This is a genomic window from Flagellimonas flava (genome assembly GCF_050617915.1).
Lineage (GTDB): Bacteria > Bacteroidota > Bacteroidia > Flavobacteriales > Flavobacteriaceae > Flagellimonas > Flagellimonas flava_A.
This window is the reverse complement of the sequence record NZ_JBODQE010000084.1, coordinates 1-262: the sequence shown is the minus strand read 5'-3', so window position 1 is coordinate 262 and position 262 is coordinate 1. Positions and strand designations below refer to the sequence as shown.

Below are 262 nucleotides of genomic sequence, written 5' to 3'. Positions count from 1 at the left end.
AGGGGAGCCAACAAGGTAGAAGGGGTGACGATAACAATATTCTGTACAAATGCCTTTACATATAATGAACTATCCTGGTTGGTGCCTACGGCAAAGGCAGGTTCAATGGGAACAAAAAGCAACACAAAATGCGGACTTTCCATTTCATAGAGATCCTCGTATTTTTTGGAGCAAAGCTGCTGCACGTGTTTTCCCAAGGACTTGATATGGTCTTTCAAATGTTTGTGTTTGGCTGCATAGTCTGCATTGGTGTAACGCTCAT

1 protein-coding gene is annotated in these 262 nt (G+C 42.7%); it reads right to left on the bottom strand.

What is annotated here, in order from left to right; genetic code table 11:
• Positions 1–262 (bottom strand): DNA recombination protein RmuC (rmuC, locus tag ACRHOZ_RS21070; RefSeq protein ID WP_431130267.1); only part of this gene is annotated, 262 nt, incomplete at both ends.